This window comes from Agromyces sp. NSFZ, from assembly GCF_056156205.1.
This window is the reverse complement of sequence record NZ_CM149585.1, coordinates 2,973,542-2,999,120: the sequence shown is the minus strand read 5'-3', so window position 1 is coordinate 2,999,120 and position 25,579 is coordinate 2,973,542. Positions and strand designations below refer to the sequence as shown.

Genomic DNA, 25,579 nt, shown 5'->3' with positions numbered 1-25,579 from the left:
AGGGAGCCGGCATGGGCCTCCTCGATCTCCTGCGCCGCCGGAAGGACGACACCGTGGCCGAGAACACGTGGCTCGTGGTCGGGCTCGGCAATCCCGGCGCCCAGTACGCCGGCAACCGGCACAACGTCGGCCAGATGGTGGCCGACCGACTCGCCGAACGGCTCGGCGCGACCTTCAAGACGCACAAGACGCCGTCGCGGGTGGCCGAGGGGTTCCTCGGCCCTGGCGGGCCGAAGCTCGTCATCGCGAAGCCGAACAGCTACATGAACACCTCGGGCGGCCCGGTCTCGGCGCTGCTGAAGTACTACTCGCTGCCCGCCGACCGGCTCATCATCGTCCACGACGAACTCGACATCCCGTTCGACACCGTGCGCCTCAAGCAGGGCGGCGGTCATGGCGGGCACAACGGCATCCGCGATGTCGCGAAGGCCACCGACAATGCCGCGTTCACGCGCGTGCGGGTCGGCATCGGCCGCCCGCCGGGGCGCCAGGACGCGGCCGACTTCGTCCTCAAGGACTTCTCGGGCACCGAGCGTCAGGCGCTGCCGAACCTGCTGTCGGATGCCGCCGACGCCGTCGAGGAGATCGTGTCGCACGGCCTCGTCGCCGCGCAGCAGAAGTTCCACTCGCCGGCCTGAGCCGGCGCCGAGCCGGCCTGAGCCGGCGTGCGACCGGCGACCCGGTCAGATCAGGCCGCGCAGGAACTCCTCTGGAGGAAGGCCCTCGGCGCGGGCGCGCTGCACGAGCCGGTCGAGCTCCTCGGTCGTGAGCTCGAGCGTCAGCGTGTGCCACTGCGCATCATCGTCGGCGAAGGCGAAGAGCGTCGGCTCTTCGGCGAGCGCGCCCACCGCCGCGCCACCCGGGGCGCCACCCGCCGCGCCCGGCTCGAGGACGGCCTCGACCGATGCCGCGGGCGATGGCGAGACCAGGGCGTCGACGGCCGGCTCGCAGGCGCCGCTCCAGCCCGGCCCTGCCGGGACGTTGCCGCCCCGCTGGTACGCGGTCGCGACGGCGCGCGCTCGCTCGTCGGCCGCCTCGTTCATGGGGTGCCCCGCGTGGCCGCGCACCCACTCGAAGCGATAGCGGCGCCCCTGGAGCGCCTCGTCGAGCGCCTGCATGAGCTCGAGGTTCAGCACGGGGGAGCCGTCGGCCTTGCGCCAGCCCTTGCGCTTCCAGTTCGGCATCCACTTCGTGAGCGCGTTGATCACGTACTGGCTGTCGCACTGCACGAGCAGTTCCTCGTCGAGGTGCGCGGTGGCACGGAAGAGCTCGAGCACCGCCGTGAGCTCGCCCTGGTTGTTCGTGCCGCGCGGCCACCCGCCGGCCGCCCAGCAGGAGTCGTCGACGTACCAGGCCCAGCCGGCCGGGCCGGGATTGCCGAGCGCGGAACCGTCGGCGGCGGCGATGATCATGCGGGTCCTCTCGAATGGGGCGCCCTCATGGTACCGGCCGAAGCGGTGGCGTCGGAGGGCGCGCGTAGACTCGTACGGTGATCCTGCAGGGCTTGAACACGGCGCTTTCGCGCGCCTCCACGATCGACGACGCGCTCGCCGAGGCCCTGCGGAACGCCGACTTCTCGGCTCCCGCGGGCATCGACGCGCCCCTGCTCGCCGGGCTGCTGCAGCGCCGGGCCGAGGCGGGGCTCCCGCCCGCCCTGTTCGTCGTCACCGCGACGAGCCGTGAGGGCGAGTCGGTGCGATCCGCGCTGGCACCGTACTTCGACGACGCCGAGATCCTCGAGTTCCCAGCATGGGAGACGCTGCCGCACGAGCGGCTCAGTCCCTCGGCCGAGACGGTCGGGCGGCGCCTGTATGCCCTTCGGCGCATGCACGAGTGGTCGAACGCGGGGGAGCGGCATCCGCTCATCATCGTGTCCTCGGTGCGTGCGGCGCTGCAACCGCTCGCCGACAACCTCGCCGGGCTCGCACCCATCGAGCTCGTGGCGGGCGGCCGCGGGTACGACCTCGCGCAGATCGCGGCGAAGCTCGTCGACCTCGCCTACGTGCGCGTCGACATGGTGGCCCGCCGCGGCGAGTTCGCGGTGCGCGGCGGCATCCTCGACGTGTTCCCGCCGACCGCCGACCACCCGGTGCGTGTCGAGTTCTTCGGTGACGAGGTCGAGGAGCTGCGGGCGTTCTCGGTGGCCGATCAGCGTTCGCTGCCCGACGTCGTCGAGCGCGTCGCGCTCGCGCCGAGCCGCGAACTGCTGCTCACCCCGGCCGTGCGGCAGCGGGCGCGCGAGATGCTGCACGAGTTCCCGAGCCTGTCGACCCTCCTCGAGAAGCTCGCCGAGGGCATTCCGGTCGAGGGCATGGAGTCGCTCGCGCCCGCGCTGCTCGACCGCCTCGTGCCCGTGACGCACTACCTGCCGCAAGGGGCCGCCGTCGCCGTGCTCCAGCCCGAGCGGGTCGCCGGGCGTGCCGTGAATCTCTCCGAGACCAACCGCGAGTTCCTCGCCGCGGCGTGGACGGCCGCGACGGCCGGGGCCGAAGCGCCCATCGACCTGGCGGCCGGCGACTTCGTCACCATGCGTGAACTCCGCCAGTCGACCCTGTTCAGTGCGCCGGGCGAACCCGATCCGAAGCGCGTCTGGTGGACGTTCTCGAGCTTCGACCTCGGGGATGCCGCCGCAGTGGTGGCGGCGTCCGCACCCGACGCCGCGGCGGACGGAACCGCGGCGGCCGCATCCGAGTACGTGCGCGTTGCCGCTGCGGCGATGCCGAGCTTCGCGGGCAATGTCGCCGGGGCAGTGGATCACGCCGCCGAGCGCCTGCGCGACGGATGGTCGCTGGTCGTGGCATCCGCCGGTCACGGCCTGGTCGAGCGGGCGCGCGACGTGCTCGCCGAGGCGGGCCTCGCCGCCCGCATCGTCGATTCCGTGCCCGCCGGCCTCGAGCCAGGCGTCGCCTACCTCGTGCAGGCCGATGCCGCGCAGGGCTTCGAGGTGCCCGAGGTGAAGCTCGGGCTCATCGCGGAGTCGGAGTTCTACGGCCGAGCGGCCGGGTACGACGCACGCCAGAACAAGAAGCTCGCCACCCGCCGCCGCAACGTCGTCGACCCGTTGCAGCTCAAGGCGGGCGACCACGTCGTGCACCAGACGCACGGCATCGGGCGATTCGTCGAGATGGTGCAACGCGAGGTCGCCACCGGCAGCCGCCCCACCGGCCCCAGCCGCACCGCGGGCATCCAGCAGGCGCCGACCGCGGTGCGCGAGTACCTCGTGCTCGAGTACGCCCCGTCGAAGCGCGGCCAGCCGGGCGACCGGCTCTTCGTCCCGACCGACCAGCTCGACCTGCTGAGTCGGTACGTCGGCGGCGAGGCGCCGTCACTCTCGAAGATGGGCGGCAGCGACTGGGCCCAGGCCAAGGGTCGCGCTCGCAAGGCCGTACGCGAGATCGCCGTCGAGCTCGTGAAGCTGTACTCCGCGCGCATGGCGGCGAAGGGCCACGCGTTCGGGCCCGACACGCCGTGGCAGCACGAGCTCGAGGAGGCGTTCCCGTTCACCGAGACGCCCGACCAGCTGCAGACCATCGACGAGGTCAAGGCCGACATGGAGCGACCCATTCCGATGGACCGGCTGCTGGCCGGTGACGTGGGCTTCGGCAAGACCGAGGTCGCGGTGCGGGCGGCGTTCAAGGCCATTCAAGACGGCAAGCAGGTCGCCATGCTCGTGCCGACGACGCTGCTCGTGAAGCAGCACCTCGAGACCTTCACCGAGCGGTTCGCCGGGTTCCCCGTGCATGTGCGGGCACTGTCGCGCTTCCAGACCGACAAGGAGGTGCGCGAGACGGTCGCGGGCCTCGCCGACGGCACCGTCGACATGGTGATCGGCACGCATCGCATCCTCACCGAGCAGGTGAAGTTCAAGGACGTCGGACTCCTCATCATCGACGAGGAGCAGCGGTTCGGCGTCGAGCACAAGGATGCGCTGAAGAAGCTGAAGACCAACGTCGACATCCTCGCGATGAGCGCGACGCCGATTCCCCGCACGCTCGAGATGGCGGTCACCGGCATCCGCGAGATGTCGACGCTCGCGACGCCGCCCGAGGACCGTCATCCGATCCTCACGTTCGTGGGGCCGTACTCGGAGCAGCAGGTCGCGGCCGCCATCCGCCGCGAGATGCTCCGCGAGGGACAGGTGTTCTTCGTGCACAACCGGGTGTCGTCGATCAACCGGGCCGCCGCGCAGCTCGCCGAGCTCGTGCCCGAGGCGCGCATCGCCGTGGCGCACGGGCAGCTCAACGAGCACGTGCTCGAGCAGATCGTGGTCGACTTCTGGGAGCGCAGGTTCGACGTGCTCGTGTCGACGACGATCATCGAGACGGGCCTCGACATCTCGAACGCGAACACGATCATCATCGACCGAGCCGACAAGTACGGCCTCTCGCAGCTGCATCAGCTGCGCGGCCGCGTCGGACGCGGGCGCGAGCGGGCGTACGCGTACTTCCTCTGGGACCCGCAGAAGCCGCTCTCCGAGACCGCGCACGACCGCCTCTCGACCATCGCCGCGAACAACGAGCTCGGCAGCGGCATGCAGGTCGCCTTGAAGGACCTCGAGATCAGGGGCGCCGGCAACCTCCTGGGCGCCGAGCAGGCCGGGCACATCGCCGGCGTCGGCTTCGATCTCTACCTGCGCATGATCGGCGAGGCCGTGTCGGCGTTCCGCGGCGACGTCGCCGAGGGCCAGACCGAGCTACGGCTCGAGCTCCCCGTCGACGCGCACATCCCCGAGGACTACGTCGACTCCGAGCGGCTCCGGCTCGAGGCATACCAGAAGCTCTCGGCGGCCAGCGGCCCGGCGGCGAAGGAAGGCCAGATCGACGCGGTGCTCGACGAGCTCGTCGACCGCTACGGCATGCCGCCCGAGCCTGTGAAGCACCTCATCGCGATCTCGCGGCTCCGTCGCGTGGCGCAGCTCGCGGGCCTCTCGGATGTCATCGCGACGGGTTCGAAGCTGCGCATCGCACCCGCGCGCATCCCCGACTCGCGTCGTGTGCGGCTCGAGCGTCTCTACCAGGGCGCGAAGCACTTCGCGCAGAACGACGTCATCCTCGTGCCGTTCCCGACGCCGGGCGGCGAGCTTCCCGGCGACGCCGAGCTCATCGAGTGGGTGTCGAAGCTCATCACGGCGATCTTCCCCGTCGAGGAGGCGGCGGCCGAGGCATCCGTCACCGCGTGACCGCTGAACCGCGGCGTGGCCGCCCGCGCGGCACTCAGTGCGAGAACGCTCCGCCCACGCCCTCCTGCGCGCCACGACGCCGGTAATGCCGAGAGAGCAGGCTGACGAAGATCGCCGAGAGCGCCATGGCCGCCCCCGACCCCAGGAGCACGGCCAGGGTGCCCTCATCGGCCACCTCCGGCAGCTCGGCGAACGCGAGCTCGTTCATGAGCAGCGACACCGTGAACCCGATGCCGCCCAACGTGCCGACGATCGCGAGGTCGGCGAGCGTGAGTGGAGTGCCCGAACGGCGTTTCGCGACCAGTCCGCCGAGACCGCCCGCGAGCGTGATGCCGATGATCTTGCCGACCGGCAGGGCGACGAGGATGCCCCAGAACGCGGGGTCGAGCTCGCTGGGGCGCACCTGGGGCACCGCCACCATCGCCGCAGAGAACGCGAACAGCGGCAGGATGACCCCGTTCGAGTACGGTTCGAGCACGTGCACCGCGCGCCCGGCCGGACGGCGTGCCATCACCAGGCCGAGTGCCACGCCGGCGATCGTCGCGTGCACGCCCGACTGGTGGACGAAGTACCAGGTGACGATCCAGAGGACGACGAGCACCACGACGATCGGCCACTGCGGTCGCCGCGACCGGATCCACGTCGATCGCGGCTTCATGACGCGGCTGACCGCGCCGAACGCCGTGATGGTGATCGCGGCGAAGCCGAGCGCGCCGAGATCGGCGTCGTTCGTGAAGAAGAACGCGATGATGAGGATCGCGATGAGGTCGTCGAGCACCGCCAGAGCGAGCAGGAACACGCGCACGCGCGTCGGGATGAATCGCCCGAAGACGGCGAGCACGCCGAGCGCGAAGGCGATGTCGGTCGCCGTGGGGATCGGCCAGCCGTCGACCGTGTCGGTGCCGGCGGTGAAGGCCAGGAAGATCCCGGCCGGCACGATCACGCCGCCGACCGCGGCGATGGCCGGCAGCAGCGCCTTCGAGAGCGAGTTCAGCTCGCCGATCACGAGCTCGCGCTTGAGTTCGACCGCCACGATGAAGAAGAACACGGCGAGCAGGCCGTCGCTGATCCAGTGCCCGACCGAGAGGTCGAGTCCGAGCCACGACAGGTCGACGTGCGCGTTCTTCAGTTCGATGAGCCCCTGGCCGAAGCTCAGGTTGGCGAGGAGCAGGCCGAGCATCGCGGCGACGAGGAGGAGTGCTGCGGACCAGCGCTCGGATCGGAGGACGTTCATGGGACCCCTGTTCGGCAATCGCCGCACCGGCTGGAGCACGGCGTGGCAACGGGCATCTCGGCGGTCTCCCGCCGGCCGACCAGACTTCCCGGCACTCCACCGCCGATCCTATCGGGCCGCGCAGTGCGGACGGGATGCGACGTAGGCTGGCGGAATGCGCCAGGTTCCGCACGAGCGTCCTACCGAGACCACCCCGCTCGACGAGCTCATCGAGACCGTGGCGTTCCTCCGCGCCCCCGGCGGATGCCCGTGGGATGCCGACCAGACTCACGAGAGCCTCGTGCAGTACCTCGTCGAGGAGAGCTGGGAGCTCATCGACGCGATCGAATCGGGCAGCCGCGCGGAGCTCATCGAGGAACTCGGCGACGTGCTCTACCAGGTGCTCTTCCACGCGGACCTCGCCGCGCACACGCCCGGTGAGGACTTCGACATCCAGGATGTCGCGGCGCACATGACCGCGAAGATGGTGTCGCGGCATCCGCATGTCTTCGGAGGCGACCGCACCGCCGCGACGGCCGACGACGTGGTCTCGTTCTGGGACGAGCTGAAGGCCGACGAGAAGCCGCACCGCACGAGCGTGCTCGACGGCATCCCGCGCGGCATGCCCGCGCTCGCGCTCGCGCAGAAGGTGATCGGCAAGGCCGAGAAGGTGGGCGTACGGGTGACGCCGGCGTCGATCCCGGACGGCTCTGAGTCGCCCGCCACCGAGGGCGACCTCGGTCGCACGCTGCTCGAGCTCGTGGCATCCGCTCGCTCGCAGGGGCTCGACGCCGAACGCGCGCTGCGCCGTGCCGTGCGTGATCTCGAAGCCGGCGTGCGGGCCGCTGAAGGCACCGCTGAAGCGGCCGCGGAGGCCGCTGCCGACAGGCCGGGCGACTAGCATCGCGGATGCCCCGTCGCGGGCGTACCGTCGGAGCAGGCACGCCGAGCTGGCACACCTGGGGCGCGATCACCGAGGAGGCGCGATGGCCATCGACGAGGAACGCATCGCCGAGTTCTTCGACGAGTACGCGGCGGCACTGCGGGAGTTCGACGCCGATGCGACCGCGAGGCTGTGGGGCCTGCCGGGCATGATCATCACCGACGACTTCGCGGGCGCCCTCGAGAGCCGCGCCGACATGTCGGCCGGGCTGGCCTCGTCGTACTCGATGTACCGGATGCTCGGCCTCGAGTCGGCGGTGCCCGACATCCGCTCCGTGAACGCGCTCACCGACCGCATCGCCTCCGTGCGGGTGCGCTGGAGCTACCTCGACGCCGACGATGAGCTGATCGTCACGAGCGACTACGAGTACCTGCTGCGCGACGACGCCGACGGGTTGCACGCCTACCTCGCCGTCGGCATCGACGAGATGCAGGCGCTGCAGCGCGCAGCGCGGGAGCGCGGCGTCGACCTCGACCTGTACGGGTAGGGCCGTGCGCGGGCGACCCTCCGCCGTGCTGGAAGAATGGTCGGCATGGCCGCATCCGTCACCCCTCCGCGCGGCATGCGCGACTTCCTGCCCGCCGAGAAGGCCCGCCGCGAGCACGCCCTCGGCGTGATCCGAGGCGTCTACCGGGCGCACGGCTTCGACGAGATCGAGACGCCCGTGATGGAGGATTCGTCGCGCCTGCACGCCGGCCTCGGCGGCGACAACGAGAAGCTCGCGTTCGCCGTGATGAAGCGCGGCCTCACGCCCGACGACCTCGCGGCGGCCGCGGCATCCGGCGACGCCCTCTCGCTCGCCGACCTGGGCCTGCGCTACGACCTCACGGTGCCGCTCGCGCGGTTCTACGCGACGCACCGTGCCGCGCTGCCGCCCGTGTTCCGGGCCATCCAGATCGCGCCCGTGTGGCGTGCCGAGCGCCCGCAGAAGGGCCGGTTCCGCCAGTTCGTGCAGTGCGACATCGACATCATCGGCGAGGCGGGGCAGCTGGCCGAGCTCGAACTGCTCACCGCGACCCTCGCGACGCTCGACGCGCTCGGGCTCGGCGGCTGCGTCATCCGGCTCAACGACCGGCGGATCCTCGCGGGCATCCTCTCGTCGTGGGGTGTGCCAGAGGAGCTGCGCGAACGCGCCCTCATCACGATCGACAAGCTCGACAAGATCGGCGTCGGGGGCGTGGCGGCGGAGTTGCGCGAACTCGGCATCGTCGGCGGCGGCGGTGACGATGACGGCGGGGCCGGTGGCGAGGGCGTGCCGGATGTCGCGGCCGAGCTCGAGGCGCTCACGGCCGCCGACTGGCACCTGCACGACGGCGTCGTGCGCCCGCCCGCCTGGCTCGACCGGGCGGCGTACGACGACCTGCTCGCCTTGCGCGCCGCCCTGCCCGACGCGGCGATCGAGTTCGACCCCACGCTCGTGCGGGGCATGGGCTACTACACGGGCACGATCTTCGAGATCGCGCACCCCGATCTCGGCTACTCGCTCGGTGGCGGTGGCCGCTACGACCACATGATCGGGCGTTTCCTCGGCCAGGAGGTGCCCGCGTGCGGGTTCTCGATCGGGTTCGAGCGCATCGTCGACCTGCTCGCCGTGCGCGACGAGGGGCGCCCGCGCTCGGTCGTGCTCGTGTACGACGCCGAGGTCGACGCGGCGACGCTGCTCTCGCTGAAGCACGAGCTCGTGGCATCCGGAACCCGCGTGCGCTTCGAGCGTCGCGTGAAGAACGTGCGAGCGCTCCTCGACCGCGTGACCGCCGACGGCTTCGACGCGTGGGCGCAGGTGGGCGCGGAGACGACGGATGCCTCGTCGCTCGCGTTCCGCGACCTGAGCGCGTAGCGAGCCGCACCATCGAGAAGTCGCGTTTGCCGGGGTGCGACCCTGCAAACGCGACCGTTCGATCATCGGCGGGGTCGTGGGCGGTGCCCGAGGAATCGAGAAGTCGCGTCTGCAGGGTGCGACCCTGCAAACGCGACCGTTCGATGTCTGCGACGCCCGGCGCGCGGATGCCGCGGCATCCGTCGCGGGACGTCACGAGTGAGCCCGCCTCACTAGACTGAACCGCGGATCACGACGGAGTCGTCCAAGCACATCCCCATCACAGAGGAGTTCACTGTGGCATTCATCGAAGCTGTCGGCGCCCGCGAGATCCTGGATTCGCGCGGCAACCCCACCGTGGAGGTCGAGGTGCTGCTCGACGACGGCACCCTCGCCCGCGCGGCCGTCCCCTCGGGCGCGTCGACCGGAGCGTTCGAGGCGTACGAGCTGCGCGACGGCGACAACGACCGCTACCTCGGCAAGGGCGTGCAGAAGGCCGTCGACGCCGTGCTCGACGAGCTCGGCCCGGCCATCGAGGACCTCGACGCGAGCGACCAGCGCGTCGTCGACCAGGCCCTGAAGGACGCTGACGGCACCGACAACAAGGGCCGTCTCGGCGCCAACGCCATCCTCGGGGTGAGCCTCGCGGTCGCCAAGGCCGCCGCCGACTCGGCCGACCTGCCGCTGTTCCGCTACCTCGGCGGCCCGAACGCGCACGTGCTGCCCGTGCCCATGATGAACATCATCAACGGCGGCGCGCACGCCGACACCGGCGTCGACATCCAGGAGTTCATGGTCCTCCCGATCGGCGCGCCGACCTACTCCGAGGGCCTGCGCTGGGGCGTCGAGACGTACCACGCGCTGAAGAGCCTGCTGAAGTCGAAGGGCCTCTCCACGGGCCTCGGCGACGAGGGCGGCTTCGCCCCCGACTTCGAGCACAACCGCGCCGCGCTCGACTTCATCGCCGAGGCGATCGGCAAGGCGGGATTCACGCTCGGCACCGACATCGCACTGGGCCTGGATGTCGCAGCCACCGAGTTCTTCGAGAACGGCGTGTACCGCTTCGAGGGCAAGGACCGCTCGGCCGCCGAGATGAACGCGTACTACGCCGAGCTCGCCGACGCGTACCCCCTCATCTCGATCGAGGACCCGCTGGCCGAAGACGACTGGGACGGCTGGGCCGAGCTCACGTCGACGCTCGGCACGAAGCTGCAGCTCGTCGGCGACGACCTGTTCGTCACCAACCCGAAGCGGCTCGCCGACGGCATCGGCCGCCACGTCGGCAACTCGATCCTCGTGAAGGTCAACCAGATCGGCACGCTCACCGAGACGCTCGACGCCGTGAAACTGGCCCAGCGTGCCGGTTACACCGCGGTGCTCTCGCACCGTTCGGGTGAGACCGAGGACACCACCATCGCCGACCTCGCGGTCGCCACCGACTGCGGTCAGATCAAGACGGGCGCGCCCGCCCGGAGCGAGCGGGTCGCCAAGTACAATCAGTTGCTGAGGATCGAAGAAGAGCTCGGTGAGGCCGCGGTGTACGCCGGTCGCACGGCGTTCCCCCGGTTCACGGCCTGATTCGGGTGTCGGGGGCGGCCGTGGGGCCGCTCCCGACACGTCCGCCGGGTCGGTGAGGAGGGGCGATGCCGCAGAATCCGCCGCGCCCTCCGCGTCGTCCCGCTGGGGCGGCCACGCCGTCCGGAACGCGCGGGAAGTCCGGGAAGTCCGCGAAGCCCGGGAAGTCCGGGAAGCCCGGGACCTCCGGCAAGCCGCGCAAGCCTGCCGCGAAGGCCACGACGACCACGTCGAACGCCGCAGCGAGCGCAGGCTGGCTCAGCGGCATCCGATTCTCGGGGTTCTCGCTCATCATGATGGGCGTGCTCGTGCTCGCCGTCGTGGTGCTGGCGCCCACCATCGCCGCGTTCGCCGCCCAGCGCCAGGAGATCGCCGAGCTGCGCGCCTCCGTCTCCGCGCAGGAGGAGGAGGTGCAGCGCCTCCGCGACGAGCGCGAACGCTGGAACGACGAGACGTTCATCATGACCCAGGCGCGTGAACGGCTGTACTACGTGTTGCCAGGCGAGGTCAGCTACCTCGTGATCGACGACCGGACCCCGGGAGCGAGCGCGGATGGCACGGCCGAGGTCTCCGCCGAAGTGACCGAATCGAAGGGCGACTGGATGCGCAGCCTCCTCGACTCCGTGATGATCGCCGGGCTCGCGCCCGCTCCGGCGGCGACGCCCGCTCCGGCGGCGACGCCCGCTCCGGCGGCGGGGGGCCGCGGATGACCCGCCCGCCCTTCGATCCGGTGAGCGAGCGCGACCTCAGCATCGTGGCGGCGCAGCTCGGTCGGCGCCCGCGCGACGTCGTCGGCATCGCGGCGCGCTGCGCGTGCGGCGCCCCGACGGTCGTGTCGACCGCACCGCGGCTGTCCGACGGCACGCCGTTCCCGACGTTCTACTACCTCACGCATCCGGCCGCCACGGCCGCGATGTCCTTCCTCGAGGCGGCCCAGGTCATGGTCGAGTGCGGTGAGCTGCTCGCCGCCGACCCCGAGGTCGCCGCAGCCTACGAGCGAGCGCACGAGCAGTACCTGGCCGACCGCGAGTCGATCGCCGTGGTGCCCGAGATCGCGGGCATCTCGGCAGGCGGCATGCCGACGCGCGTGAAGTGTCTGCACGCCCTCGCGGGTCACGCGCTGGCGGCGGGCCCCGGCGTGAACCCGATCGGCGACCTCGCACTCGAGCGCTCGTCGTGGTCGCCCGACGTGTGCCAGTGTCCCGACTATGGCGTCGACGTGCCTGATCCGGCGGATCCGGCCGACGACACGACCGGGAGCGGCGTATGAGCCGGCGTCTCAGCCGAGCTCTCGCCGGCGCTGCGGCAACCCTGGCCGCGGCGACGATGATCGCGCTCGCGGGCGCGACGCCGGCGCACGCCGACACCGTGCGCGACCTCGAGTACTGGCTCGCCGACTACGGCTTCACGACCGCGTGGAACACCTCCCGCGGCGAGGGCGTGAAGGTGGCGATCATCGACACCGGCGTGAACGGCAACGTCGCCGAGCTTCGGGGCGCCATCGTCGGAGGCACGGATGTCTCGGGCCTCGGCAGCCCCGACGGCCAGACGCCCGTCGGCGACGACCCCAACCACGGCACTCTCGTGGCGTCGCTGCTCGCGGGTCGCGGGACCGGGGAGGGCAACGGCGTCATCGGCGTCGCGCCCGAGGCCGACCTCCTCACGGCGTCCGTCGCCTTCGGGCAGGACACGGGCGCCGAGAAGTCGAACGACGAACAGATCGCCGAGGCGGTGCGCTGGGCGGTCGACTCGGGTGCCGACGTCATCAACATGTCGCTCACCCGCAACACCCGCGACTGGCCCGAGAGCTGGGACGACGCGTTCATGTACGCGTTCGACAATGACGTGGTCATCGTGGCCGCGGCCGGCAACCGGGGCAGCGGCACGAGCGAGGTGGGTGCGCCCGCCACGATTCCGGGCGTGCTGACCGTCGCCGGGGTGGACCGCGAGAAGAACGCGAGCTTCGACGCGAGCTCGCAGGGCATCACGATCGCGGTGTCGGCGCCGAGCGAGGACCTCGTCGGCGTGCTACCCGACGGCAGCTACGTGCAGTGGGACGGCACGAGCGCGGCGGCGCCCATCGTCTCGGGCCTGGTCGCCCTCGTGCGCAGCGAATACCCCGAACTGGATGCCGCGAACGTCATCGAACGGGTCATCCGCACGGCCGACCCCAACGGCCACGACGTGCCGAGCCCCCTCTACGGGTGGGGGCTCATCGACCCGGTACCGGCGCTCACGGCCGACGTCGACGAGGTCGACGCCAACCCGCTCGGCAGCCTGGCCGACTGGATCGCGCTGCATCGGCGGGCGGAGGTCCCGGCGCCCGCGACCGACGCCGAGAACCAGCCCATCGTGCCGATCGCGGATCCTCCGCTGCCGAGGTCCGACGGCGCGCAGACGCTCCTGCCGACCGCGTGGACACTGGCCTACATCACCGTCCCGCTCTCCCTCGTCGCCGGATTTGGTACGCTAGCAACGCTGTTGGGCATCGGCGCCACTCGGCACACCAGGCGGACTGTCCGAACTCGCGAACAGTGATCGCACACACAGCCCGCATTGATCACAACTGAGGAGTCCATTCACCGTGCCCAAGATTCTCATCGTCGGCGGTGGCTATGCGGGGTTCTACACAGCGTGGAAACTCGAGAAGTGGCTGCGTCCCGGCGAGGCTGAGGTCACGATCGTCGACCCGCTGCCGTACATGACGTACCAGCCGTTCCTTCCCGAGGTCGCCGCCGGCTCGATCGAGCCGCGTCATTCGGTGGTCTCCCAGCGCCGGCACCTCAAGAAGACCAACATCATCACCGCGAAGGTGACCGGCATCGACCACGCGTCGAAGACCGCGACCATCACGCCCGAGCTCGGCGACTCGTGGGAGTTCGAGTACGACGTGCTCGTCGTGACCGGCGGCGCCGTCTCGCGCACGTTCCCCATTCCGGGCATCGCCGAGAACGCCATCGGGCTGAAGACGGTCGAGGAGGCCGTCGCCATTCGCGACCGCGTGCTCACCAACTTCGACAAGGCGGCGACCCTGCCTCCCGGTCCCGAGCGCGAGCGCCTGCTCACGTTCGTCGTCGTCGGCGGCGGCTTCGCGGGCATCGAGGTGTTCGCCGAGCTGCGCTCGTTCGCGAGCGCGCTGCTCGAGTACTACCCGCAGCTGAGCTTCGACGAGACGCACTTCCACCTCATCGAGGCCATGGGTCGCATCATGCCCGAGGTGTCGCTCGAGACGAGCCACTGGGTGATCAAGCACCTCGCCCAGCGAGGGGCCGAGATCCACCTCGACACGCAGCTCACCAGCGCGGCGAACGGCGTCATCGAGCTGTCGACCGGCGAGACGTTCGAGTCCGATCTCGTGGTCTGGACCGCGGGCGTCATGGCGAACCCGGCCATCGTGCGTTCGAGCGACCTGCCCGTCGAGGAGCGCGGCCGCATCCTCACGCGCGCCGACCTGCGCGTGGGCGACGAAGACGACTGGGTGGCCGACGCCTGGGCCGCAGGCGACATCGCCGCGGTCCCCGACCTCTCGGGCGGCGGCGTCGGCGGCTACTGCGTGCCGAACGCGCAGCACGCCGTGCGTCAGGGCAAGCTCCTCGCGAAGAACATCGTCGCGGTGCTCCGGGGCGAGGAGCCCAAGGAGTACTTCCACAAGAACCTCGGTGCGGTCGCCGGCCTCGGCATCGGCTCGGGCGTCTTCCAGTCGGGCAAGCTCGCCCTCAAGGGTCTCATCGCCTGGTTCGCCCACCGCGGCTACCACGGCCTCGCGATGCCGAGCTGGGAGCGCAAGTTCCGCGTGTTCTGGGGCTGGTGGAACAACTTCTGGCTCGGTCGCGACATCGTGTCGCTCTCGGCGTTGCAGGACCCGCGCGCTGCGTTCGAGCAGTTCGCGGCGCGCCCGAAGCCGCCCGCAGCGGCGGCGCCGGCGACCTCGCCCGCGGTCGCGGCATCCGGCAACACCTCGAAGGCCGTGACGTCGAGGCCGGCCACTGGTGCAACCAAGGCCGCCAAGGTCGAGGCCAAGGGCGAGCCGGTCTCCGCCAAGTAGTCTGGGACGCGGTGCCGCCACGGTGCGGCACCGCGCTCCCGTAGCCCAATCGGCAGAGGCAGGCGACTTAAACTCGCCTCAGTCTGGGTTCGAATCCCAGCGGGAGCACCGTGCTTGACGTGCTCAGATCCGCGGAATCACGCGGAAGTTCGACCTCTCATGCTTCGGCCGACGGGGCCAGTGGCAACATTTTGGCAACAACCGCAGCCGCCCGGGCGTCATCGAGGGCGGTCGAGACTGCCTCGAGGTCGTCGTCGAAGAGGTCGGCGTAGACGTCGAGGGTCATGGCCGCGGATGCGTGGCCAAGCATCCGCTGGACGGCCTTGACGTTGGCGCCGGCGCTGATCGCCAAGCTCGCGGCCGTGTGCCGGAGGTCGTGGGGCGTGGACCCTCGGGAAGTCGGGTTCGGCCTCCTGCGCCCGTCTGACGGCCGCTACGAACCATCCCCTCGATGAGTGGGGGATCACCATGTGCGAGACGCCGTCGCCGAACAGGATGCCCTCGCGGCCCTTGTCCTCGCAAAGCCGTGCGAGCGGCCCGGCGAGGAAGGGCGGGTACGGGACCGATCTGGTGGCATGCGTCTTCGGCGTACCCAAGTGGATCTTTCCGTTGACCTTCACGGCGTTCTCTTCGACACGGACACGACGGCGTAGTGCGTCCAGGTGCTTTACTCGCAGACCGGTCGCCTCACCCCACCGGAGACCCGTGTAGGCGAGGAAGTGCACGAGCGTGGGGTGCGCCGACGAGTCGGCGAGGAGTTCGACCTGCGTGTGGCTCAGGTAGACCTTTGCCTTGCCCTTCTTGCGGGGGAGTGTGAGGTCGCGTGCCGGATTCGAGGGGATACGCCGATCTTTGACTGCGACATCGAGGATGCCGGCGAGAATCCCATATGCACGCAGCGTGCTGGTCGCGCCCATCCGCTTCGCGAGCTCGGAAACCCACGTCTGCACCTCGCTATGGCGGATTCCGCCGATCTCGCGAGGTCCCCAGATCGGGCGCACGTGCAGACGCCACGTCGATTCGAGCGGAGCGAACGCCGATGGCTTCAGCAGTTGCTCTTGCGCTGCGAGCCAGACGTCACCCAGACCCTCGACACGCGCCCTTGCCGATGATGCGTCGATGAACTCGCCGCGAGCCTTCGAAAGCTCGACTTCGGCGAGGAAGAGCTCGGCATCGCGCTTGGTCCTGAAGCCGCGCTTCTGGCCTTGGCTGTGATCGGGTTTGCGGTAGACCACGCGATAGCGACGGCCGCCTGAGGTCGAATACGCGAGGACGCTACCCACGAGCGCGTCCCTCCCGAATCGAGGGTGTGACTTCGTTGTTGAGTTCCACGAGGTCAGGCTAGCGAGGACCATTGACAGGGTCCGGCGCAGAGTATTCGTCGTCGACGGCCTGTGGATAACGGGCCACCCAACCGTTCAGGGGTACGGTGAGCGACCCCCTCAGGAGTACGGTGAGCGACCCCCTTAGGGGTACGTTTAGCGACCACCCAGGGGTACGGTGAGCGTCCCCCTTAAGAAACAGGAAGAGAACAGGAAGAACAGTAAGGAAGCAGTACGCGCGCGAATCGCGAGAATGCGGAATGCAGAGCATCATCCAGCATCGACGCGAGTGAGCCGGACAGGCGTACAAGCCAGACACGATCGTCCCGAGTGCGGGTGCATGGACGCATATCCGCCGTCCTCCATACTTGGGGCCATGCGTCTTGTCGAGCAGCTGCCTCACGTCGAGCCCTACGAGAACTTCTGGGCGCACGCGTTGATCGCGCTCGCGCTCTTGATCGTCTCGGAACGGCTGGGAAAGTTGCTCATCGCCTACCGCGACGACTACCAGCCCATTACGAGCCTCTTTCAAGTCGAGAGCAGCGTGGGATTCAATGCCGTCTACAGGGTCCTCTTCACGCCGCTCTCCATCGTGGGCGTTTCGATACTGCTCTACCTCCTCAACCTTTCGTGGGTAGTCGTCAACATCTGGACGGTCTCAGTCTGGTTCGCGGCGCTCCAAGCAGCGATGATCCTTCTCAGTGCCCGCTGGGCGCTCGTCCACAAGATCCAGTTCTTCGTGTTTCACGCTCTCTCAATTGCCATCTCCTATTTTCTGTATGAGGTGCTCATCAAGAACGGTCTGAGCCGGCTCCTGCCTGATGAGGCGAACCTGCGCACCGACCTGTGGCTAATCGTCATCCTGTTCCTCTACGGCCTCTTCCAAGCAGTTAGGCGCAACCAGGACACATCCAAGCGCACGAGGTATGCCCTCCAGAGGGCCAAGAAGTTCAGACGGCGATACGCGCATGTGCTCGAGAAGTACGAAGCGGGACTGCAGGACGTCCTACTCTCGGTGATGATCTTCGAGGACTTCAACCGGCCCTACATTGCCCGCACGTGGGAGAACATCACAGGGGCCCACACAAGGACAATCATGCAGGTCCCCGACGTGTCGACCGACGAGCAGGGGATCATCGCGACCGCTCACGTCATGATGCCCCTTTACGAGGCCTACAAGGCGATCCCCACGAATGATCCGTATCCCAAGAACCAAGCCCTACGGGCAATCTTCCGAGTTCACAATCCGGACGCCTACGACTACACGACCCGCGTTGAGGAGCTCTACAACGACATCAAACGCGAAGGAAGTTGATGACGGTGAACGATTTGGGTTGGATGCCTAACCTCTGAGTGACCGCCGACTGTCGGCTGCCTCGACTTGGCCGTTCGCTTGACCGTTCACCCGACGCGAATAGGCAACCGACCGCTTCGGCGGGTTCTTTCCCTATCCTGCCGCCCCTGCCGCGCTTCGTGCGCTTCCCAACCTCCCCCACTCATCCTTCGTTCTTCATGGGGGAGGTTGGGAAGTAAAGCAGGGCGGCAGGACAGGGAAAGAAGAGAACCAGGACCGGAGCCGAGGGCTCCGGGTGACAGAAAGCGGTCGCAGACGAGGGTCTTCGTCGTGCAGGCAGCGAGCAGTGAGCGGTTGCATGAAATACAGCTACAGCTATAATTGGTGCATGTCTGACCTCATCCGCACCACACGCGACGAACTGGGCCTCACAGGCGCTCAGCTCGCAGAGCGGTTGGACATCTCAGCTGGCGCGGTCTCGCAGATGGAACGTTCTGAGCGCGAAGGGCGCATCAAGCTCGAGACTCTCCAGCGTGCTCTGGATGCGATGGGTCGCCGGATCGCGATCGCAGCCAAGACTGACACTGCGTATACCGACTACGGGCCGGCCGCTGTCACGGATCAGGTCAACGACGCTCTGGATCAGCGCGACCCGAGTTACGCCCTCCGCCTTATCACGCATGCGGCTCAGGTGCTCACGGAAAGTGGCGACGAGTTCACGAACTCGGACCTCAGCGATCGGCCGTCGCAGATCAAAGATGACCGTTGGGAGCAGCTGTTCCGTGCCATCTATGGAGCATCGATTCCGGAATCCAGGCGCCCCGCCTGGGCGCTCCCGTCGAGGCTGGGCCGGCGTTGGTACGTTTCTCGGTTCCCGTCACTGCGCGAGAAGGCGAAGACGTCGACTCCTGAGTTCCTAAGGGACCTCAACATCTACCTGGATGAGAACTCGCTGGCGACACGATGACGGAGTTCGACGCTGAGACGGTCCGACAGCTCCTCGATGAGCTGAAGGACCGTCTCACCGCGAAGGGGGTCCGCGGGACGATCAAAGTTGCGGGTGGCGCCGCGATGCTTCTGAACTATCCCGACGACGGCGACGTCCGCGTCACGACGGACATCGACGCACTTCTCGAACCGACCGATGTCATCGAGGAAGTTGTCGAAGAAATGGCTCGCGATCTCAACCTCCCACGCCGGTGGCTCAACTCCGCCGGGAGAGGCTGGCTGCGCGTTGCGGGCGGTCAGCAGCGGAACGACTCGGTCACCATCTCAGTTGCGACGCCGAAGGAGCTCATCGCTATGAAGCTCGCCGCCGGCCGCGATAAGGATGCCGCGGACTTGGCCATCATCGCTCGGCGCGAGGGCATCCGTGACCCAGCTGAGCTCGTTGCGCTCGCGTATGAGGTCTACGGCGATGACTCCGTTGAGCTACCCGACGGCCTCCAGTCATACCTCTGGTTTGCCACCGACGTCATCAGCGAAGCCGACCGCCAGCGGCGAAGGCGGCGGACCACCTGATCGGCCGTATGGGGCGACATCGTCGATCGGTGGGTCGGGTCAACCCGACCCATTGGGTCAGCGCGACCCGCGCCGCGGAACGACCCGCGTGGATGCGTCCGAGGCAACTCAGTCGTATGGCTTGTTTATTGGAACCTAGGTTCCTATAGTTTCACCATGTCACGACGACGACCTGGTGTTCTGCTTCCGGTGGAGATACGCATTCTCGAAGCTGGAGGTGAGCTGCAGCGCGCGGAAGGTACGTTCTATGGCTTCGCGATTGCTCGGGAGCTGGCCACGAAGGGCGGTGAACCGCTCATGTCGCAAGGCGCGCTGTACAAGGCCCTGAATCGGATGGCGGCCGCGGGTCTACTGGAGGCGGAATGGGAAGACGCGGCGGAGGCTGAGTCGCAGCATCGGCCACGGCGTCGTCTTTACCGGTTGACGGCGGATGGTGCCCGCGCGCTTGCTGCTCAGTCAATCGAAGAGGGAATCCCCGCGATCAATCGGGGGAAGGTGGGCTTGGCATGACTCTCGAGCGGAGCCCAGAGTATCGACGAGCCGCGCGGGCCGCGCTCCGGTGGGCGCGGACGTATACCCGAGGCCTCGATGCTGCGGTCGCGGACAACCGGCGAGACGAGATCGCGTCGGACTTGCACGAGCATGCCATGTGGGCAGAAGAGAATGGCTTGTCCACACGCCAGCTCGGCCGGTCCTTGCGCTGGCGCCTCCTGCGTGGGATTCCGGCAGACCTCACCTGGGCCGCTGCAGAGCGGACAGCGGTCAATCCTGCCTTGCGATTCGTGGTCAGGGTTACCGCCGCGATTTTGGCGGTCGCGCTCCCGCTTGGGTTGGGTACAGCCGTCTGGGCGATGACGCCCGCACCTGTGGAGTCATCCCCTCCCTCCGCGCCCCTTGTCGACCGCGAGCTCATCAAGGCCATCCAGGCCGGCCTGCAGCGGCGCGCGGACACGTTCGCGGCAGCCGTCGAGTGCATGGAGGCGGCAGGGTGGACGGTCCGAGCGATCGGCACGGAGTCCTTCGAGATTCCCGGTCAGACACAGGAACAGACGGCCGAGGTATCAGAGGACTACCGGACTTGCAGCGTACAGACCGGCTGGATGACGTCTGAGCCCGTGGCTACGAACGCGCAACTGTCGCAGCTGTATGACTATGAGATCGCTACCTTGCGATGCATTCGAGACTTCGGGGTGGAAGTCAAGACCGCCCCGTCCAGGCAGGACTTCATCGACCGACGCGACTCCGCCCCCGATTTCTGGACTGCATACAGCGCAATCAAGAACGGTCCCGCTTCCGTTGAGAAGCGGACCGGCGAGACCGTCGAACAACTGCATCAGACATGCCCGGCACCGATCGAATACCCGAACCTGCTGTGACGCTTCCTACCATCGAGGTGCCCGGCCCGGAGCCCCGCCCTCGATCCCAATGAGCACCCCGCAAGACGACTACGGCGCTCGACACGTCGTGGGACTACCGAGCTGCGTCTTTGTTGTGGGCACGTGCATCCGACTCGCTGGGCACTGTGCTGCTCCTTCGTCTCGGCTCACGAACTCACCTCTCTGGTCTGGAGACACATGAAGGAGCAGCCGACTCGTACTTCGAAGGATGGATCCTCCAACCGCGCTTCGCTCGTCGTCTTCCTTCTCGGTGTGGTCGTACCCGGATTTGTAGTGTTCGCCCGATGGTTCGACATCGCGCTCGAGAACACAACATTTGGCGAAGGACACCGTGAGAACCCGGTGCAGTTCGGGAGCGATGTCACCTTGCAGTCGACCGCGATTCTCTTGCTTGCTTCGACCGGGACGTTGGTCGTCATGTGGGCGAACTCGCGCCGAAACGGGCATCGTCGTCGATCAACGATGGTCCTCGCTGTCATCGCGCTGGTCCTGCTCATGGCGAATCTGAGCGTCCTGAGTCTCCGGCCCGGAGCGGCTTGAGATCGTGTGCCCTTGCCTGCTCCAGACGCGATGGCGTGTGGCACCTACGTTCCCATTTGGGATGGGGATTGAGAGGCGATCATGGCGGCTACACCCAACGATGACTACCGGGACCGGCACATCGTCGGAGCACCGGGATGCCTGCTTCTGTTCGGCGCACTCGTACCGACACTCGCGGCAATCTGGCGGGTGTTTACGGTCGCGGTCGGCAACTCAACTATTGGAGGTCAGGCACCAGAGAGAACGCAGTTCCGGGAGATCCCAGAGCTCTGGGCAACGGCCATCGTGTTGACGCTCACAGCGGTCACGCTCACCTGGATGATCGTGCGCTATTCAACGGCACGCCGCACCACCACCATGGTCCTCACTGCCCTGACGTTTGTCGCTGCGATCTTGAATTGGGCGGTGTTGCTACTTGTTCCGTAGGAGCGTCCCACAGCAGACGACGCTGACGACGGTTGGCCATGTGACGTTGATCCGGAGCCTTCTCTCCGGGATCATCGAGCGCATGACTCCAACCCTCAGTCGGCGTCCGACAGTGACGGCCGGTGGGTGCCTCGCCCTTCTCGTGGTATCCCTCCTCGCACTAACCGCGTGCTCAACCCCACCCCCCAGCGACACCGCCGTACCGACGGAACCGACATCCGCTGTCGTGAGCATCGAAATGCCCGAGCTGGCGCCGTACCCAGAGCCCGATGCGCCTCTCACCGAGGCGGAATCCGAGGCGAGGAGACTCGACGACGCCGATCAACGCTGGCAAGGGGTGCTAGCGAGCTACCCCGACGCAGTACGGCCGGAGGTCACCTTCGAGGGCTACGTCCCAGACGAGAACCGCATCGAGGTGCTGCGCGCGTGCTACGAAACGGCCGGCCTACAAGTCGACGAGGGCCGAACGGCCGGGAACACAGACGGTCCGCCCGACTCCATCGGCTGGTCAGGAAGCGGCGAGCCCGAGCAGCTTGCGGGGTACGCCTGCGACACCGCGCACCCGACGAAGATAACCCGCCCTGAACCGAACGAGGCCGAGCTGGGGTGGATCTACGACTACCTGACCACCTTCTACGCCCCCTGTCTTGAGGCGAATGGAATCGTGGTGCCCGGGCCGCCCGAGCGCGACGTCTGGGTAGAGACCTGGCCGGGATACGTCTGGTTCCCGTCGGCCGCTGACGACCAACGATTCTGGGAACCGGAGATGGATGCCGCGCTGCGGGAGGCTTGCCCTGACCCGAATACCTACGTGCAATCGATCTTGGGGCGGCAGTAGTCAGCTTTCGCGATTGAGGTCGAGATCGAGGCGAGGCGCTGACCACGGGGACGATCGCGGTTGTTTGCCCATCCTGTGATCCCTCATACTGGCAGCTCAACGCGACCGATGCTAAGGCCTGGCAACAAAATGGCAACAACTGCCGTGATTCCCGGCGCTTCAGGAGATCGCGCAACCACTCAACTGAGGCGGAATTCCGCGGATCTTGATCAATTCCCGCCTCGCCGTTGACCCTAGATTCGGGTTCGAATCCCAGCGGGAGCACCTTCGGCCACGCCCGAACTTCCCCGGAATCTCGCGGAAGTTCGGGGATGGGCAGTTCGCCGATCGGCCGCTTTCCCCACATTTCCCCCACATTGCGGGCGCGGTGCGCTTCGAGGCGCTCGGCGATGACATCGAGGTCGTCATCGAAGGGGTCGGCGTACGTGTCCAAGGTCATCGCGGCGCTGGCGTGACCGAGCATCCGCTGGATGGCCTTGACGTTCGCGTCGGCGCTGATCGCGAGGCTCGCGGCCGTGTGGCGCAGGTCGTGAGGGGTGAGGTGCTCTGGGAACGTGGGGTCGTCGGCCTGCGCCCTTCGGACCGCGGCGATGAACCAGCCCCGGGACGAGTGGTTCTGCATCAGCGGGGTGGTGCCGTCACCGAAGATCAGCTGGTCGCGTCGCTTGCCCTCGGTCGCGCTCGTCAGGATCTCGTGTAGGAACGCCGGGTACGGCACGCTGCGCTCCTGGTTGGTCTTTGGCGTGCCGGCTAACCTGGGAGGCCGCTCGCAAGGGCTCGCGCACCGGCGAGGCGTCGGCGTGAGCAGCGTCGCCGGGTCTAGGGGCGAGGCGCTCTCTCGCGCGGTGAGCTGGCTGGATGAGCGGTGGCCGATGTTCGAAGGCACGGCGTCGATCGACGGGGTCGATCCGTGCGGGGATGACCTCGTCGATGTGTTGTCCGATTCGATGCCCCCCGAGGCCGCGGAGGCACTGGTCGACTTCTGGCTCGCCGATTCCCTCGTCGCCGCGTTCGGGTGGGAGCGGTGGCCGCTGAAGGATCCGACGGCGGGCACATGAATGAGGCCGATCGCTTCGAGCGAGCTCGGCGTAGGGCGCGGGCTCGTGGGCTTCGGATGTGGCGGCTTCGCTCTGGGTCCTACCTGGTGAGCATGGCCGGCTCGGACCGGGTCGTGCTCCGGGACGGCTCGATCGATGATGTCGAGAGGTTGGTGGCGATGTGGCACCGAGAGTGAACGCCGGAAGGCCGGGCGCTCACCCGGCCTCCCCGAACGATCTGGTCACGGTCGTTGTCGCCATGGTAGCGCGGGGCTCCGACGGTGGTCGAGGTGCGCGGTGAGCATCGAGGCCGAGAACTGGTGGCGCGCGCTCGACAAGTTCGAGGCCGGGCAGCAGCGGTTCACCGGGTCGGAATCCGCGGTGATGGGATACCTGGCGCAGATGACGAACCGGCGAAGCACTACGCGTGGCCGTCGTTCCGTCGTATGTCGAGGGAGGTGGGGATCGAGATGCGTTCGCTGCAGCGCGTCGTCGCCCGGCTGCGGGAGCGTGACGTCGTCCGTGTCCAGAAGGCGCAGCGCCTCGACATCCGCCCGCAGCCGGCCGTCGGCCTCCGCGGCGAGCTGCGCCTCACCCTCGTGCAGGTACGCGGCGACCTCGGCCTGCTTGAGGGCGCTCGTCATTTCCGCCACCTGAACCCAGTCGGCACCGTGCTCGCGCTGAAGCGAGGCCACCTGCTCGATCGTCAACGTCAAGATCAGATGCGTGGCCTGCCCGCCGACCTGCACGAACCGGTCGAGCACCTCGCTGAACCGACGCAACTCACCGAACCCGACCGCCTTATTCAGCTCGGCCATCGTCACGATGTTGAGCGGATTCCGCTCCGGGTGCTGCGGGTCGAACATCTCGTCCAGGTTCATCGCCTTCCTCCTCATCATTTCCGTCATCAGCCGACGGACAGAACCACCTCAAGAACGCGAGCCGATAGAAAGACCGATCTTCATGTGAGGTCGGGGCCTGAGCTGCGAAGCGAAGGCTCTCCGTCTTTCCCGTTCAGGGTGGCGTCCCCTGGGGTGGTGGGGTTTTCGGCGGGGTCGCCGGCGTCGTGGACGTAGGCGAGCCATCGTGCGATGGTCAGTGAGAACTGTCTAGGAATCTCACGGAAGGACACATACGCACGATGGCTCTTGACCAGTCTGCCCTCCTCGAGCTGCTCGGGGAACTCAAGCTCACCGATGTCTCGGACCGGATCCGGGTCGCGACCGAGACCCTGTACCAGGAGTTGATCGACGCGGAAGCGGCCGCGTTCATCGGCGCCGCCCCGTACGAACGCACCGACACCCGCACCGCCCAGCGCAACGGCACCCGGCCCAGGGCGTTGACCACTACCGCCGGGGAACTCGAGCTGCGGGTACCGAAGCTGCGCCAGGGGTCGTTCTTCCCGTCGCTGCTGGAACGGCGCCGCCGGGTCGATCAGGCGTTGTTCGCGGTCGTGATGGAGGCGTACGTGCACGGCGTCAGCACGCGCAAGGTGGACGACCTGGTCAAGGCGCTCGGCGCCGACACCGGGATCAGCAAGTCCGAGGTGTCGAGGATCTGCGCGAACCTGGACGAGGACGTCGCCGCGTTCCGGGACCGGCCCCTCGCTGACACCGCCTACCCGTACGTGTTCCTCGACGCGACGTACTGCAAGGCGAGGGTCGGCCGTCGGGTGGTGTCCCAAGCGGTCGTGGTCGCGGTCGGGGTCGCACAGGATGGGCGGCGTGAGGTGCTCGGGTTCGAGGTCGGTGACACCGAGTCGCAACCGTTCTGGACCACGTTCCTGCGCTCCTTGAAGGCGCGTGGGCTGGGCGGGGTGCAACTGGTGATCAGCGACGCGCACACCGGTCTGATCGCCGCGATCGGCACCGTGCTACAGGGCGCGTCCTGGCAGCGGTGCCGGGTGCACTTCATGCGCAACGTGCTCGCGAACGTGCCGAAGACCGCCGGGCCCATGGTCGCGTCGATCATCCGCACGATCTTCGCCCAACCCGACCCCGAGCACGTGCACGCCCAGTTCGACGAGGTCGTCCGGATGCTCACCCGGTCGCATCCCAAGGTCGCCGAGATGCTCGAAGACGCCCGCGACGACCTGCTCGCCTTCACCGGATTCCCACAGCAGCATTGGAGGCAGGTCTGGTCCACGAACCCGCTGGAACGGGTGAACAAGGAGATCAAACGCCGCACCGACGTCGTCGGCACGTTCCCGAACCCGGCCGCGCTGCTGCGACTGGCCGGGCACGTCCTGATCGAGCAGCACGACGAATGGGACGGCGCCGACCGCCGCTACTTCAGCGAACACTCCATGAAGCTCCTCAACGTCGAAGCCGAGGAGGTGGCCATCCCGGAACTGACCGCGGCATAATCAACCACAGCTGACCCGCACGGTGTCGAGAAACTCCACCAACCAGCGGGACGCCACCCCCGTTCAGT

The 25,579-nt window shown here is 68.1% G+C and carries 24 protein-coding genes, 1 tRNA gene and 1 pseudogene; 21 read left to right on the top strand and 5 right to left on the bottom strand.

The genetic code is table 11. From position 1 onward, the window contains the following. Positions 1–11: 11 nt before the first annotated feature. Positions 12–638, top strand: a complete 627-nt coding sequence (pth, locus tag ACVFI9_RS14145) for an aminoacyl-tRNA hydrolase (protein ID WP_474762849.1) — start codon at positions 12–14, stop codon at positions 636–638. Between the two features lie 45 nt (positions 639–683). On the opposite strand, the gene ACVFI9_RS14140 is transcribed toward pth, so the two are convergent. Further along, on the bottom strand, positions 684–1,412 hold the full coding sequence (locus tag ACVFI9_RS14140) for an RNase H family protein (protein WP_474762848.1): 729 nt from the start codon (positions 1,410–1,412) through the stop codon (positions 684–686). A 77-nt stretch (positions 1,413–1,489) separates the two neighbouring features. Here ACVFI9_RS14140 and mfd point away from each other — a divergent pair, with 77 nt between their 5' ends. After that, positions 1,490–5,179 (top strand): transcription-repair coupling factor, encoded by a 3,690-nt coding sequence (gene mfd / locus ACVFI9_RS14135; protein WP_474762847.1) that lies wholly within the window; start codon positions 1,490–1,492, stop codon positions 5,177–5,179. Positions 5,180–5,213: 34 nt separating this feature from the next. Here mfd and ACVFI9_RS14130 read toward each other — a convergent pair whose 3' ends face one another. After that, entirely contained in the window at positions 5,214–6,413 is a 1,200-nt protein-coding gene (locus ACVFI9_RS14130; protein WP_474762846.1) for a Na+/H+ antiporter NhaA, read from the bottom strand. A gap of 154 nt (positions 6,414–6,567) precedes the next feature. Between ACVFI9_RS14130 and ACVFI9_RS14125 the strand changes: the two genes are divergently transcribed. From ACVFI9_RS14125 to ACVFI9_RS14085, 9 genes are all read left to right on the top strand, one after another. Further along, positions 6,568–7,293, top strand: coding sequence for a nucleoside triphosphate pyrophosphohydrolase (locus ACVFI9_RS14125; protein ID WP_474762845.1), 726 nt, complete (start codon positions 6,568–6,570; stop codon positions 7,291–7,293). An 85-nt stretch (positions 7,294–7,378) separates the two neighbouring features. Further along, complete coding sequence (locus ACVFI9_RS14120; protein WP_474762844.1) at positions 7,379–7,822, top strand: DUF6841 family protein; 444 nt, start codon at positions 7,379–7,381, stop codon at positions 7,820–7,822. 45 nt (positions 7,823–7,867) lie between these two features. Continuing rightward, positions 7,868–9,172, top strand: a complete 1,305-nt coding sequence (gene hisS, locus ACVFI9_RS14115) for a histidine--tRNA ligase (protein WP_474762843.1) — start codon at positions 7,868–7,870, stop codon at positions 9,170–9,172. 276 nt (positions 9,173–9,448) lie between these two features. After that, positions 9,449–10,729: a phosphopyruvate hydratase gene (eno, locus tag ACVFI9_RS14110; protein ID WP_474762842.1), complete on the top strand. Its 1,281-nt coding sequence runs from the start codon at positions 9,449–9,451 to the stop codon at positions 10,727–10,729. A 65-nt stretch (positions 10,730–10,794) separates the two neighbouring features. Further along, positions 10,795–11,436, top strand: coding sequence for an FtsB family cell division protein (locus tag ACVFI9_RS14105; RefSeq protein ID WP_474762841.1), 642 nt, complete (start codon positions 10,795–10,797; stop codon positions 11,434–11,436). Continuing rightward, a complete protein-coding gene (locus ACVFI9_RS14100) occupies positions 11,433–11,996 on the top strand; it encodes a DUF501 domain-containing protein (protein WP_474762840.1) in 564 nt (187 codons plus the stop codon). The genes ACVFI9_RS14105 and ACVFI9_RS14100 overlap by 4 nt, the downstream gene beginning before the upstream one ends. Further along, positions 11,993–13,264 carry a S8 family serine peptidase gene (locus ACVFI9_RS14095; RefSeq protein WP_474762839.1) on the top strand — a complete coding sequence of 424 codons (1,272 nt, stop codon included), beginning with the start codon at positions 11,993–11,995 and terminating at the stop codon, positions 13,262–13,264. Before ACVFI9_RS14100 ends, ACVFI9_RS14095 begins: the two co-directional genes overlap by 4 nt. A 46-nt stretch (positions 13,265–13,310) precedes the next feature. Then, positions 13,311–14,771 carry an NAD(P)/FAD-dependent oxidoreductase gene (locus ACVFI9_RS14090; protein WP_474762838.1) on the top strand — a complete coding sequence of 487 codons (1,461 nt, stop codon included), beginning with the start codon at positions 13,311–13,313 and terminating at the stop codon, positions 14,769–14,771. 34 nt (positions 14,772–14,805) lie between these two features. Beyond that, positions 14,806–14,879, top strand: a tRNA-Leu gene (locus ACVFI9_RS14085). A gap of 49 nt (positions 14,880–14,928) precedes the next feature. Here the strand turns inward: ACVFI9_RS14085 and ACVFI9_RS14080 are convergent. After that, the gene (locus tag ACVFI9_RS14080) at positions 14,929–15,123 is read right to left on the bottom strand and encodes a hypothetical protein (RefSeq protein ID WP_474762837.1); all 195 of its coding nucleotides are present in this window, start codon (positions 15,121–15,123) and stop codon (positions 14,929–14,931) included. A gap of 1,346 nt (positions 15,124–16,469) precedes the next feature. Between ACVFI9_RS14080 and ACVFI9_RS14075 the strand changes: the two genes are divergently transcribed. From ACVFI9_RS14075 to ACVFI9_RS14040, 8 genes are all read left to right on the top strand, one after another. Further along, positions 16,470–17,408 (top strand): hypothetical protein, encoded by a 939-nt coding sequence (locus ACVFI9_RS14075; protein WP_474762836.1) that lies wholly within the window; start codon positions 16,470–16,472, stop codon positions 17,406–17,408. Positions 17,409–17,775: 367 nt separating this feature from the next. Continuing rightward, positions 17,776–18,354 carry a helix-turn-helix domain-containing protein gene (locus tag ACVFI9_RS14070; RefSeq protein ID WP_474762835.1) on the top strand — a complete coding sequence of 193 codons (579 nt, stop codon included), beginning with the start codon at positions 17,776–17,778 and terminating at the stop codon, positions 18,352–18,354. Next, positions 18,351–18,908, top strand: coding sequence for a DUF6036 family nucleotidyltransferase (locus tag ACVFI9_RS14065; protein WP_474762834.1), 558 nt, complete (start codon positions 18,351–18,353; stop codon positions 18,906–18,908). The genes ACVFI9_RS14070 and ACVFI9_RS14065 overlap by 4 nt, the downstream gene beginning before the upstream one ends. 156 nt (positions 18,909–19,064) lie before the next feature. Beyond that, entirely contained in the window at positions 19,065–19,418 is a 354-nt protein-coding gene (locus ACVFI9_RS14060; protein WP_474762833.1) for a PadR family transcriptional regulator, read from the top strand. A gap of 137 nt (positions 19,419–19,555) precedes the next feature. Continuing rightward, the gene (locus ACVFI9_RS14055; RefSeq protein WP_474762832.1) at positions 19,556–20,284 is read left to right on the top strand and encodes a hypothetical protein; all 729 of its coding nucleotides are present in this window, start codon (positions 19,556–19,558) and stop codon (positions 20,282–20,284) included. Positions 20,285–20,482: 198 nt separating this feature from the next. After that, entirely contained in the window at positions 20,483–20,845 is a 363-nt protein-coding gene (locus tag ACVFI9_RS14050) for a hypothetical protein (protein WP_474762831.1), read from the top strand. 81 nt (positions 20,846–20,926) lie between these two features. After that, entirely contained in the window at positions 20,927–21,271 is a 345-nt protein-coding gene (locus tag ACVFI9_RS14045) for a hypothetical protein (protein WP_474762830.1), read from the top strand. 226 nt (positions 21,272–21,497) lie between these two features. Beyond that, the gene (locus ACVFI9_RS14040; RefSeq protein WP_474766377.1) at positions 21,498–22,109 is read left to right on the top strand and encodes a hypothetical protein; all 612 of its coding nucleotides are present in this window, start codon (positions 21,498–21,500) and stop codon (positions 22,107–22,109) included. Between the two features lie 472 nt (positions 22,110–22,581). On the opposite strand, the pseudogene ACVFI9_RS14035 reads toward ACVFI9_RS14040, so the two are convergent. Next, positions 22,582–22,797 (bottom strand): annotated as a pseudogene (locus ACVFI9_RS14035) (site-specific integrase); the annotation flags it as partial. On the opposite strand from ACVFI9_RS14035, the gene ACVFI9_RS14030 reads away from it, so the two are divergent. After that, positions 22,700–23,167, top strand: a complete 468-nt coding sequence (locus ACVFI9_RS14030) for a hypothetical protein (RefSeq protein ID WP_474766376.1) — start codon at positions 22,700–22,702, stop codon at positions 23,165–23,167. The pseudogene ACVFI9_RS14035 and the gene ACVFI9_RS14030 sit on opposite strands and share 98 nt — an antisense overlap. Positions 23,168–23,388: 221 nt before the next feature. On the opposite strand, the gene ACVFI9_RS14025 is transcribed toward ACVFI9_RS14030, so the two are convergent. Beyond that, the gene (locus ACVFI9_RS14025) at positions 23,389–24,027 is read right to left on the bottom strand and encodes a hypothetical protein (RefSeq protein ID WP_474762829.1); all 639 of its coding nucleotides are present in this window, start codon (positions 24,025–24,027) and stop codon (positions 23,389–23,391) included. A 260-nt stretch (positions 24,028–24,287) separates the two neighbouring features. On the opposite strand from ACVFI9_RS14025, the gene ACVFI9_RS14020 reads away from it, so the two are divergent. Continuing rightward, a complete protein-coding gene (locus tag ACVFI9_RS14020) occupies positions 24,288–25,511 on the top strand; it encodes an IS256 family transposase (protein WP_474762828.1) in 1,224 nt (407 codons plus the stop codon). Positions 25,512–25,579 lie beyond the last annotated feature (68 nt).

Bases quoted from the DNA above. Each gene is read 5' to 3' on its own strand.
- pth (WP_474762849.1), top strand. From the start codon at position 12: ATGGGCCTCCTCGATCTCCTGCGCCGCCGGAAGGACGACACCGTGGCC.
- ACVFI9_RS14140 (WP_474762848.1), bottom strand. From the start codon at position 1,412: ATGATCATCGCCGCCGCCGACGGTTCCGCGCTCGGCAATCCCGGCCCG.
- ACVFI9_RS14130 (WP_474762846.1), bottom strand. From the start codon at position 6,413: ATGAACGTCCTCCGATCCGAGCGCTGGTCCGCAGCACTCCTCCTCGTC.
- ACVFI9_RS14125 (WP_474762845.1), top strand. From the start codon at position 6,568: ATGCGCCAGGTTCCGCACGAGCGTCCTACCGAGACCACCCCGCTCGAC.
- ACVFI9_RS14120 (WP_474762844.1), top strand. From the start codon at position 7,379: ATGGCCATCGACGAGGAACGCATCGCCGAGTTCTTCGACGAGTACGCG.
- hisS (WP_474762843.1), top strand. From the start codon at position 7,868: ATGGCCGCATCCGTCACCCCTCCGCGCGGCATGCGCGACTTCCTGCCC.
- ACVFI9_RS14105 (WP_474762841.1), top strand. From the start codon at position 10,795: ATGCCGCAGAATCCGCCGCGCCCTCCGCGTCGTCCCGCTGGGGCGGCC.
- ACVFI9_RS14100 (WP_474762840.1), top strand. From the start codon at position 11,433: ATGACCCGCCCGCCCTTCGATCCGGTGAGCGAGCGCGACCTCAGCATC.
- ACVFI9_RS14095 (WP_474762839.1), top strand. From the start codon at position 11,993: ATGAGCCGGCGTCTCAGCCGAGCTCTCGCCGGCGCTGCGGCAACCCTG.
- ACVFI9_RS14075 (WP_474762836.1), top strand. From the start codon at position 16,470: ATGCGTCTTGTCGAGCAGCTGCCTCACGTCGAGCCCTACGAGAACTTC.
- ACVFI9_RS14070 (WP_474762835.1), top strand. From the start codon at position 17,776: ATGTCTGACCTCATCCGCACCACACGCGACGAACTGGGCCTCACAGGC.
- ACVFI9_RS14065 (WP_474762834.1), top strand. From the start codon at position 18,351: ATGACGGAGTTCGACGCTGAGACGGTCCGACAGCTCCTCGATGAGCTG.
- ACVFI9_RS14060 (WP_474762833.1), top strand. From the start codon at position 19,065: ATGTCACGACGACGACCTGGTGTTCTGCTTCCGGTGGAGATACGCATT.
- ACVFI9_RS14055 (WP_474762832.1), top strand. From the start codon at position 19,556: ATGTGGGCAGAAGAGAATGGCTTGTCCACACGCCAGCTCGGCCGGTCC.
- ACVFI9_RS14050 (WP_474762831.1), top strand. From the start codon at position 20,483: ATGAAGGAGCAGCCGACTCGTACTTCGAAGGATGGATCCTCCAACCGC.
- ACVFI9_RS14045 (WP_474762830.1), top strand. From the start codon at position 20,927: ATGGCGGCTACACCCAACGATGACTACCGGGACCGGCACATCGTCGGA.
- ACVFI9_RS14030 (WP_474766376.1), top strand. From the start codon at position 22,700: ATGAACCAGCCCCGGGACGAGTGGTTCTGCATCAGCGGGGTGGTGCCG.
- ACVFI9_RS14025 (WP_474762829.1), bottom strand. From the start codon at position 24,027: ATGAACCTGGACGAGATGTTCGACCCGCAGCACCCGGAGCGGAATCCG.
- ACVFI9_RS14020 (WP_474762828.1), top strand. From the start codon at position 24,288: ATGGCTCTTGACCAGTCTGCCCTCCTCGAGCTGCTCGGGGAACTCAAG.